Genomic DNA, 10,181 nt, shown 5'->3' with positions numbered 1-10,181 from the left:
GCATTAGCTAAGTGTTTACGATCCATAATGAATACCAAATATTATGTCTATCAAAAAAGGAAAATAATAGGGAAGAGCATGTCTTCCCTATGGATAATTTGAGATTAAAGTTTCGCTTCAATCATGGCTTCAAGTTTACCTTGGTCAACGGCGAAGTTGCGGATCCCTTCAGCCAATTTTTCAACCGCCATTGCATCTAGATTATGCTCCCAAAGGAAATCTGCATGAGTCATGGCTTCTGGGCGAGGTTTTGAACCCTTTGAATCAACCAGTTTTTCAGCTACATGACCTTCAGCAGCTTCAAGTTCGGCAAGTAGAGCAGGGGCGATAGTCAGGCGGTCGCAACCTGCTAACTCAAGGATCTCACCAATATTACGGAAGCTTGCGCCCATAACGACAGTATTGTAGTTATAGTCTTTGTAGTAGTCGTATATCTTAGCAACGGAAAGTACACCTGGATCTTCATCTGGTGCAAAATCGCGACCTTCTTTTGCTTTGTACCAATCCATAATACGGCCAACGAACGGAGAGATGAGGAACACGCCAGCTTCAGCACAAGCGCGAGCTTGAGCAAATGAGAATAGGAGAGTTAGGTTACAATTGATCCCTTCTTTTTCCAAAATTTCGGCAGCGCGGATACCTTCCCATGTTGAAGCCAGTTTGATAAGAATGCGATCGTTAGTAATACCGGCATCATTGTACATCTTCACCAGTTGACGCGCTTTAGCAACACTGCCTTGAGTATCATAAGAAAGACGCGCGTCTACTTCAGTGGAAATACGGCCCGGAATCGTTTTTAGGATCTCTTTACCTATGTTGACCGCCAGCATGTCACAAGTATCTTGAACTTGTTGCGTTTTGTCGCTGCTTTGCGATTTTGCATAGTCAATTGAAGCGTTGATAAGAGGAGCGTATTCTTCGATTTGAGCGGCTTTAAGAATCAGAGAAGGGTTGGTTGTGGCATCTTCTGGTTGGTATTTCTTAATCGCGTCTATTTCACCAGTGTCTGCTACGACGGTCGTTAGTTTACGAAGTTGCTCTAATTTATTGCTCATCTCGGTCATCCTATATAATGGGCTCTCACACTAAAACGTTAATGTGATTAGTACAGTTTCAAGCAAGTTGACCAGCGATATTACCTATCTAGGTTTATTTAACCAGCCAACTATTCTCAATAATGTGGTTCTCAATTATGTGGTGATAGAGCATCTGTTATGAACATTTGCTCTTTCATTGAGTAAATGATGGGTTCATATTTATCTCTTCGAGGTAGAATGTCAATCGATAATTGACCCTCTTAGCGATGTTTTTACGCTATTCTTTTTCGCTACAAAATGAGGCGTACAAATCAAACGTTTGCTAAAGCCTAGCGGGGATTCAACCATAAATTAACAGTGACGAGTAAGTGCTGAGAATTTGTCATGGTAGTGAGCAAATGTTGCATTACCTTGATAGACTGACATATGCTAGGCCTCTGAGCACATGTTTCGTGTATTTCCTGGTAAAGGAGCCTGTAAAATGAGTAAGTCACCCTATGATATGTCGGACGATAGTGCGGATCTTCTTACCGAAATTTCTGTTGCTTACTACCAAGATGGCGCTACTCAAGAAGAAATCTCTAAAAAGTTTGCGTTATCACGCGCCAAAGTGGGTCGAATGCTCAAGCAAGCACGTGATGAAGGCATTGTTGAGATCACAGTCAAATACCACCCAGTATTTAGTGCCAAAATTGAGCAAAGATTGGTTGAACGGTTTGGAGTAAAGCGAGCTTTGGTTGCCCTTGATCAACCGAGTGAGCAGCAGCAGCGTTTACAGGTAGCTGGTTTGGTCTCCAAGTTTATGGCAAGTTCGATTCAAAATGGCTCGGTTGTGACTGTGGGTCAGGGTAGAAATGTATCAGCAGTGGCTCATCATATTGGTGTAATCCCACAGAGGGACGTTAAGTTTGTCTGCGGGATTGGTGGCATCCACCCCAGAGGCGGAATGTTCAATGCTGATCATATCTGTCGCCAGTTTGCTAAGACCTATGGTGGAACGTCGGAGACGCTTTATGCACCAGCTTATGCAGAAGACCCTGAACAAAAGCATGCCTTCATGAAAAATGCCACAGTAAAGCAGACACTAGATCTTGCACGTAAAGCGGATATTGCTCTAGTTGGCATAGGCGATATGAGTGAAAACAGCTACATGGTCGATTTAGGGTGGTTTACCGCCGATGAAGTGGTGCAGTCAAGAATGAGACAAGGTGTTGTCGGGGATTTTGCAGGTTATGACTTTTTTGATATTCATGGCAAGTCAGCCAAAACCGTCATGAGCGATAGGGTCATTGGCCTTGGTATGGAAGAATTTCGCCCCATTTCCCAAGTGATAGCCATTGCGGCCGAAAACAGTAAACCACTCGCCATGCTAGGCGCATTAAGAACAGGCGTGATTGATGTGATTGCCACCAGTGTTAGCAATGCCTTGACCGTGTTAAACCTTGATGAGCAGATGAAATAGCAGTTATGTGACGTTGTAACTAAATACAACTAGGATTACAATTACATACCAAGATGTCGGTGAACTGGCGGACGATACAGAAGCCTCTCAGGTTACCGCTTAAACTGCTGTACGCTGGGATATTGAATGCTTCTAAGAAGTGGACAATGTCAATCCAAAACTGGAATATGACATTGTCTCAACTGGCCATTCATTTTGATGGGCGCTTGGATAGCGTCTTAGATATCTAGCCAAAATTAGCAGACACAGATTTTTGAATGCCCTCTTATTTTCTGTTCCATTGGTGCTCAAACTCCGTTAGGTGGTTCGGCATACTGAGTATTGAGCGCTTACTTTTTTACCTAGATCTCGGCCGAGGCTTTAATAGAGCCATTCTTACGATGCGGTTGCTCCTCAGTTTTAAGATGTGGTTCGAGTTCCGACTTTAAGGCGGTTTCTGTGGCTGTTTGATAAAGAATTAGAATTTGCTACAGAACCCTTAATGAACCAACATTTTAGTTAGCCATTACAAGGTGTGCTTGGAGGTGTAGAACATATCTTCAAGGGTATCTTTATTGGTCGATTTTCTGACCGATAAGTCGATAGTATCTCTTAATATACCCGCTTTACGAATCTCGCTCATTAGCGCTGCTCTCTCAGCTTTTGAAGTATCGTTTTCATCTGTCACATTTAATCTACGTAAGACTTTTTCAGATTTAGTCGGAGCGTCCTGAACTCTATTGAGAAAGCTTTCTGAGATAGTGTCCATTTTTTGTCTAACACGAAGCCCACGTTTTCCATTGGACGTAGGTGTTACCAAAAGTTCTTCTAGAGTTAAACCAAAAGCCAACGTCGCACCATTCTCTATACTTTGCTTCTTAGCCATTACTTTTTCGTTGTGGTCCTGCCCCTCTTTCGAAGATCGAATAACATCAGATCTAAACCTGTGTTTTACACTATCCGCAATATGAGAATCTTCATGTAATATGGCTGGGCCATATGCCCATGAATCCATTACAATGCTTATTTTATACTTATCCTCGGTCGACTCTTTAGATGTTTGTAACTCCACCCATTCATGGTCGAAACCTCGGCCATTTACTCGATATAATTGTTCATTCATCTTTAGTTTTTTTGCGTGTTGTGCCTGTAGCACTGCTGAGAATTCAGAACAGTTTCCGGTTTTTGCTACCATAGCTACAGCTGCTTCCGTTGCATTTATCATACAGCGGTCTCTTATTTTATTCTTGCAGACATACTCCGCTATATAGCCTCTCTGACGTATGGTATCAATATGAGGTTTAAAAGGATCAACTGCTTTTGTCTCATCGCTGTATGAGTCGGGTATATTACTTCGGCCGTTCTTCAACACCTCCCTCGTTTCAGCCATCGAGAGGTTCGCTCTATATAATGCCTTTATAGTATCGGTATCTGGCTTTTCGTTCAGCAAAGTTTTATGCAACAAATACAAATTTGTATCGACATTATAAATTCTAGCTATCGGCATTAAACCACTATCATGGTTCAGTTTCCCCGTCGTTTCGGGTTGGTTCAGCGGTGCATTAAAAACTCTCAATGTATAGTCCTCTAATATTGTCAGCCGGTTACTTTCTTTAAAGATGAAGTGGACTATATTGAGCCAATTAACATTAATCCTGTCATATGTTTGATTATGAAAGTTTGCGTAAAATGTTGGCGTTGTTTGGGGCAAAATATGCAAGGTTCTGAGAACTTATTTCTGACCAGCAGAAGCCCCCCTCGCGCGATATGTGATTCTCTGAAGTCCCCAGCTTTGAGATGAATACCAATCAGTAAGCTTACTTTACGAAAGTAGCTTACCGCTGTTCGTAAGAGAATGAAGGAGAAGTACATTTCTTTATGGGACAAAGTGTTACTGAAAAAGACGATGTTTTTACACATAAACTCAGAAATTTACACGACGAATTACTGATACCTAATGCTAAGGTTAATCCTTTATTGTTAATGAAATCATTTAAATAGTGATGAAGATGATTAAGGTAAATCCCTTTACCGTTACAGCTTCAAACACTCAACATTTTGATAGCGCAGTTCCAAAATCCCAGTTAGTCACATAAGAAATTTAGCCGACTCGCCTCAATCTGATATTCATGGAGAAATATATGAGAAGCGAACCTAATAGCCCTGTACCAATGCAAGTTGACGAAAGCAGCATGGATACATCTGGTGATGGTATGCAAGTGTTGCAAGTTACTAAAGTCACTAATAGTAGAAAGCGGCCTATGGAAGGCGATAGGCAAGTGCCCGAAAAGCAGGCTAAAACCGAGGCTTCTGATCTAAAAGGTTTAATCGATGGCGTTTCACGGCTTAGTTTAAAAACCGCTAAAGCCATCCCATGTAAACCAGCACCTAGTACCAATGTTAGCGGACTCGATCAAAATTGTTACTATGCTTCAACAGCAATGCTGGTAGGACAGAACACTCATGAATTGGTCTCTAACTCTGAGACAATGCAACAAGATAGAGGCAATATAGATGACATCCAGAATCTATTTCTATCTCAAGGTATAGATACAGCAAGAGAAGATATTCAAAGCGTCAACGATTTAGAGCGTGATCTGGAATCAAGATTAGAGCCTGGTAAAGGCTTGATGGTTAACCACGCTTGGACAACAGCCGATGATCAGCAAGGTGGGCATTCTGTTGTTGCTTGGCAGGATGAAAATGGCAAGTCATTTATTATTGACCCACAGAGTGATGTAGGTACACCTCTTTCTGACTATATTGAATCAAAAATTAAAGGTCAAAAAAATAGTACCGTCCATATAATAGGAGAGTATACCAACAACGGCTTTCCTTCTCGCGAAATTAATGCATCTAAAGTGCAAGCTTCAACATCTAGCGCAAGCGGATCTAATGTGACTCTGGGCGCTCAATCAGCAGAAAACCAAGCTAGTAGTGTGAAAAAACAAAGCGAGGCGCAATTCCATAATTTAGAAGCGCTTAAAGGTGAATCGATACCCAATACTTTACATAATTTGCAGTATTTTGAGGAAAAGCTTGCGTCAGAGAGCCCATTTTCACCTGAAGAAAGCCGCGCGATGATAGACACTGCGCACTATGCCATGTTTTTACCTGATAAAAATGAGTATTACCATAGTAAAGAAACACCTGCGGCAAAAGAAATAAGAAACAGTGGACTGAGTCTTCTTCGCCAAGCTCTGGATAAGGGTTATAGAAGCGAGGTTATTTCACTATTAAATGGCCCTAGAGGGAATAACTCTCGCTTCGAGGTTCTAGTAGACAGAATGTATTCCGACTATGGCGACAGGAAAGAAAGTACCATGTCCGCTTTTATGGAGGATATCGTTCAGCTGGGTTCTAATGGTCATCCTAAATTAAACCTTCTTGGCAGCAACGGAAAAGCCAAACACGGTGCACTAGCGACAATCTATCGACATTCTCCAAGCCGAGTCTCTAACTCGCTGATACTCTTAGTACCAACTCAGGATAAAAAGCAGCTTTTGCAGTCTATCGGCAGCCCATCATTGATGAGTCGCTTGCTTGGTGAAGGCGTGGATTTGAAGAAAAAAATTGAGGGTGATTTAGCAAGAAAGCTTCCAAAGACGACAAAGCCAGTCTCGCCTCCCAAACCTTATACCCTTACTAAAAGTAAGGTGGAAGGCATCATACAAAAAGAAGATAAAAGGTTGACGGCGTGGCGTGAAGAAAAGGCAAAAAAAGAGAATACGAGACAGGTTCAAATTGAAGCACTGAAAAGTCACGGCCTGTCTGCATCTAAGGCTGAACGTGTGGTAAACGGCATAAGTGAGTTAGCAGCGGATGCGCAAACCGACGCTTTACGCAAGGCAGTGAAAAGCCATGTTAAAGAGCAAGAGCAAAAAGCAGCTCTAGATGCACGTGTCAAGCAGCAGGAGCTTGAACATTCATATCGGCGAAAAGCGCAATATGCAGAGGCTGAGCGCCAAGCCTCAATAAGAATTGCAGAACAAGAACAACGCCAAGCAATAGCTACGCAAACTCGCCTACGTGAAATTGAAGAGACGCAAGCACAGCGTTCACGTGAAATGGTTCAGCAATATGAGTTTAGGCAAGCCCAGAAAAAGGCTTTACAGCAAAATACGAATGCTAGTGCACAGAGTGTAAACCACAGAAACGCCGTTGAAACAGGTTTGTCTGACAATCGTCTTAGCTTTAATCAAACTCGATCGATTGCTCAAGATACAACCAGAGCAATTGGTACTGAAGTGGGCAGCGCGCTATCGCAGCGTTTGACGGCTCAACAATTAGCTCGAGTGTCTTCTAATAGTGTTGCCAATATCGTCCCACAGCTGCGAGATACGGTTCGTTTCTCTGAGGCTAGAGGATATGACGCTTCAGGAAACCTACTGGCACAAGGCAGACTTCCTCATGGAAGTTTTGCTCAGCTAAGTAATACCAACCATCTTTTTATGGAAGAAACGCGAGGTGTGGCAAAGCCAGGTTCAAGTCAAGTTCTCAAATCAGGGAGCTTTCCTGGCCAAATGAAGGTTCACGAAAGTGGAGTGAGAATCCTTCCACCAAGAGGCAATGGAGATCGAGTGCAGTTCGATATAGTGAGGGGTGGTGTGAGAGACAATGCAGTTTACCCAGCTCAAAATATTCACTTTAGTCGGGATATTAACGCACTAAGCCAGATTATAGGCTCCTGATGTACTTACTAGTTATCAAGTGTTAGTAATGCCTTAACCGTATTGAACCTTGATGAACAGATGAAACAGTACTCATGTGACGGCGTAACTAAATATTTGATTATGCCGTCACGTTTACGTGCTTCAAACGAGTGTTTTTAGGATAATTTTAGTGGTCATGATAGAAAGTCTATGTATATCCATTAGGATTAGCTCCTGACTCTGCCATTATCTCTTTAATCTTCTTATAGGACTAAAAAAAGAAAATAGAATCAATAAACATTTTCTTAAGTTAGATATTTTATCTTTTAATGAAGTAACTTCCATAACTCTCCAGTAAAACTAGTCAGAGGTTTTTGGCAAGATCTGCTTTTAACTCAGAATAAGGCTTGTTTTCTAAGTTCAGTAGAACGGTGTAACTGCCGTATTCTTGCTTAATCTCTCTGACCAGTTTACGCCAACGGTATAAGTGTGAAAGTAGAGGATACAACAATATACCACTTGCAAGCGCAACAGGAACTCCAAGAATAAAAAAGAGAAAAGCGTGAGTGTTAATGGAGGAGCTAAGCCAATCAGAACGCTTTAGACCCTCTGCAATGGCTAGCGATATACCGACAGCAGAACCACCAATAAAAACTGTAAAGGATACAAATCCATACTTGACTGCTTGAAGAGGCTTCTTTAGCCAAGGTGCTTTGTCTAGACTTAACTCAGACCAGAAATTAACACTTTTTACTTCAATGTCATTCTCTCTAATCTTAATGACTTCTTGTATTTTTCTAAAATCTCTATGGTTGAGAAAACACCAGCCTAGTATTAATCCTATAGTAAGAGAAAAAATTATAATAGAAGAGAATATAATGTGGATATCATATAATTCTTTTGCGTTTATTACAATTGGAGATATTATTATGCCTAATAATGACAATATCAAATAAGAGAAGGTTAAATTAAATAGATAAATCACATGGTTTGTTTTATTTTTCATGGTAGAATTCAATATAAATATTGAGTATAGTATTGACATTATAAAAAACACTAATATTGGTATCTTAAAATAGAAACTACTTTTACTGTAAAATACTATTAATTGTAATATTCCAAATATAGAGAAGAATAAAAAATAGCAATTTCTTATTCCTATCATTTTCTCGCTCATGGTTTGATTTTGCATACCGTGTTCGTGTTGTTCAACGCATACCAGAGCCCATATACTCCGGTATGCTAGCGCTTTTATCATTTAGCTCTATCCATTAGCATTAGAGCCTGACTCTGCCATTATCTCTTTAATCTTCTTATACGACTTCTTTTTGGAATTGAAGATTATCTTATGCTCGCCATACTCTTTATCTATGCTCGCGACTAACTTACGCCATTCGAATAGGTATGTCATTGTAGAGTACATCAATATGCCAAACGTAAATAAAACGGGTATACCAAGGCTGAAAAATAGCACCGCATGTACACTCATATCAGGGGCAAGTACATCTGACCGCTTAAGCATCTCCGCAATCCCCATTCCAATGCCAGCACCGCCAGTGCCGATAAACGCAGCTAAAATAGTGGTAATATTTTGAAGCTTTCTTAATGGTGCCCTAAGAAAAGGCATTCTTTTTAAAGTTAAAACACTAAAAAACTCAAGCTTTCTTAACTCTATTTCGTTGTTTCTTATTTTAATATTATCTTTACTAAATAGATTTCCTTTATCACTAAAAAACAATCCAGTTAATATTCCACAAACTAATGAAATTATCAAAAATATAAACATGTAAAAGTTTGGGTCAGAAAATTTTTTGGAGTCCAATATCACCAAGTTTAATATAAGCATTATGAATGCAATCATAACATAGGATAACACTACTGACTGTGAAAAAACTCTGTTCTTTAAAAAATTCATACCAAAGCGAGTGTATATAAATATTTGAAAAAAAAGCAGTAGTAGTAATGATAGCCAGCAGAAAACTAATGAATGAAATGAAGATTCTAAAAAAACATACGGGAATTGAAATAATGCTATTATTACAGAAATAACGGTAATAGCTGACCTTTTAGATTTAGGGTTATAATCATCATCTGAATAAATTTCCATACTCACCCCTTAAAAACCAAAATAACCTGAGTTTTTCATGGCGCCTGTACCTATATAGCCATCTACCTGAGCATTATTTTTATCTATTCCTTTATTAATCATTTCTTCTATTGTGAGATTTGGGAATGCATTTTTTAGAAATGATTTAACATTATCTTTGATATCAAATTTTGTATCAAGGCTATCAATAAGCCAACCAGCCGCAAACGAAAGACCAGCGATACTAACAAATACAGCACCACCAGTTAGTGTTAAAGTGAAATAGTATACAATAACCGCTAGAACCAAGACTGCTGCTGTTCCTGCTATCATAAGCTTTGCTATTGTGATTCCAATCGCGCCGAGAAGCTCAGCAATATTCTGCTCACCAATATCTTTTTTAAAGAACTCGTAAACATCAAATGATGTTACAAATAGTAAAGATATAATATTTGCACCTTTAAATGGGTTAGCACTTTTAACAGAATTTTTAAAAGCATTGCTAAGTGTGCCTGTTTTAAAGTCTTCTGCCACTTGAAGAGTTGTGCTTAGCATTTTCATCTTATCGCCATGAATGCCGTAATTGATGCCGGTTAAAAAGGTTCTGCTGGTGCGATCGCCTTTAAACACAACCCCGAGTTTATTGCCCCATTGCGACATTGGTCGTATTGTGAACCTACCTTTAACAATAAATTCTTTTAAGTACCCTTTTGCTGCCTCTATTCCGTATTTAGCTTTGTAATAGGCGTAGGCTTGTCCATGCTCTACCGTTTGCACCATGGCTGTAGCCATGGCGTTGTAAGTTACCGTTACGTCTTGGTCGACTTGCTCTTTAAAGGTTTGTTTTGTCTCTGAGGTTTTATGGCCATGGATGGTTTCTTTGCGGTCAGAGTGGACGTTATTTTCTTGATTTCGGCCTACTTTGAGCTCTTCATCATTACCTATATGGCTCTTCTCCGCTTAGA

General features: G+C 40.1%; 7 protein-coding genes and 1 pseudogene. 3 read left to right on the top strand and 5 right to left on the bottom strand.

Annotation, left to right across the window (positions count from 1 at the left end; all coding sequences use genetic code 11):
* Positions 1-104 precede the first annotated feature (104 nt).
* A complete protein-coding gene (gene tal / locus KO511_RS12535) occupies positions 105-1,055 on the bottom strand; it encodes a transaldolase (protein WP_215987764.1) in 951 nt (316 codons plus the stop codon).
* Between the two features lie 463 nt (positions 1,056-1,518).
* Between tal and KO511_RS12530 the strand changes: the two genes are divergently transcribed.
* Together KO511_RS12530 and KO511_RS12525 are read left to right on the top strand one after the other, a co-directional pair.
* Entirely contained in the window at positions 1,519-2,499 is a 981-nt protein-coding gene (locus KO511_RS12530) for a sugar-binding transcriptional regulator (protein WP_215987763.1), read from the top strand.
* A 98-nt stretch (positions 2,500-2,597) separates the two neighbouring features.
* Positions 2,598-2,729 (top strand): annotated as a pseudogene (locus KO511_RS12525) (IS256 family transposase); the annotation flags it as partial.
* A gap of 275 nt (positions 2,730-3,004) precedes the next feature.
* On the opposite strand, the gene KO511_RS12520 reads toward KO511_RS12525, so the two are convergent.
* Entirely contained in the window at positions 3,005-4,054 is a 1,050-nt protein-coding gene (locus KO511_RS12520) for a hypothetical protein (RefSeq protein WP_215987762.1), read from the bottom strand.
* A gap of 565 nt (positions 4,055-4,619) precedes the next feature.
* Here KO511_RS12520 and KO511_RS12515 point away from each other — a divergent pair.
* Positions 4,620-7,169: a hypothetical protein gene (locus tag KO511_RS12515; protein ID WP_215987761.1), complete on the top strand. Its 2,550-nt coding sequence runs from the start codon at positions 4,620-4,622 to the stop codon at positions 7,167-7,169.
* 325 nt (positions 7,170-7,494) lie between these two features.
* Here KO511_RS12515 and KO511_RS12510 read toward each other — a convergent pair whose 3' ends face one another.
* The 3 genes from KO511_RS12510 to KO511_RS12500 all read right to left on the bottom strand — a co-directional run bounded on the left by KO511_RS12510 (position 7,495) and on the right by KO511_RS12500 (position 10,008).
* Complete coding sequence (locus KO511_RS12510; RefSeq protein ID WP_215987760.1) at positions 7,495-8,136, bottom strand: hypothetical protein; 642 nt, start codon at positions 8,134-8,136, stop codon at positions 7,495-7,497.
* A 258-nt stretch (positions 8,137-8,394) separates the two neighbouring features.
* Positions 8,395-9,237: a hypothetical protein gene (locus tag KO511_RS12505; RefSeq protein WP_215987759.1), complete on the bottom strand. Its 843-nt coding sequence runs from the start codon at positions 9,235-9,237 to the stop codon at positions 8,395-8,397.
* Between the two features lie 9 nt (positions 9,238-9,246).
* Positions 9,247-10,008 (bottom strand): hypothetical protein, encoded by a 762-nt coding sequence (locus KO511_RS12500; protein WP_215987758.1) that lies wholly within the window; start codon positions 10,006-10,008, stop codon positions 9,247-9,249.
* Between the last annotated feature and the right edge of the window lie 173 nt (positions 10,009-10,181).

The sequence above is a fragment of the Vibrio hepatarius genome (assembly GCF_018860525.1).
Classification (GTDB): domain Bacteria; phylum Pseudomonadota; class Gammaproteobacteria; order Enterobacterales; family Vibrionaceae; genus Vibrio; species Vibrio hepatarius_B.
This window is presented reverse-complemented; position numbering and strand designations above follow the sequence as displayed.

Coding starts and splice junctions, on each gene's coding strand:
- tal (WP_215987764.1), bottom strand. CDS start 1,055: ATGAGCAATAAATTAGAGCAACTTCGTAAACTAACGACCGTCGTAGCA.
- KO511_RS12530 (WP_215987763.1), top strand. CDS start 1,519: ATGAGTAAGTCACCCTATGATATGTCGGACGATAGTGCGGATCTTCTT.
- KO511_RS12515 (WP_215987761.1), top strand. CDS start 4,620: ATGAGAAGCGAACCTAATAGCCCTGTACCAATGCAAGTTGACGAAAGC.
- KO511_RS12510 (WP_215987760.1), bottom strand. CDS start 8,136: ATGAAAAATAAAACAAACCATGTGATTTATCTATTTAATTTAACCTTC.
- KO511_RS12505 (WP_215987759.1), bottom strand. CDS start 9,237: ATGGAAATTTATTCAGATGATGATTATAACCCTAAATCTAAAAGGTCA.
- KO511_RS12500 (WP_215987758.1), bottom strand. CDS start 10,008: ATGGCTACAGCCATGGTGCAAACGGTAGAGCATGGACAAGCCTACGCC.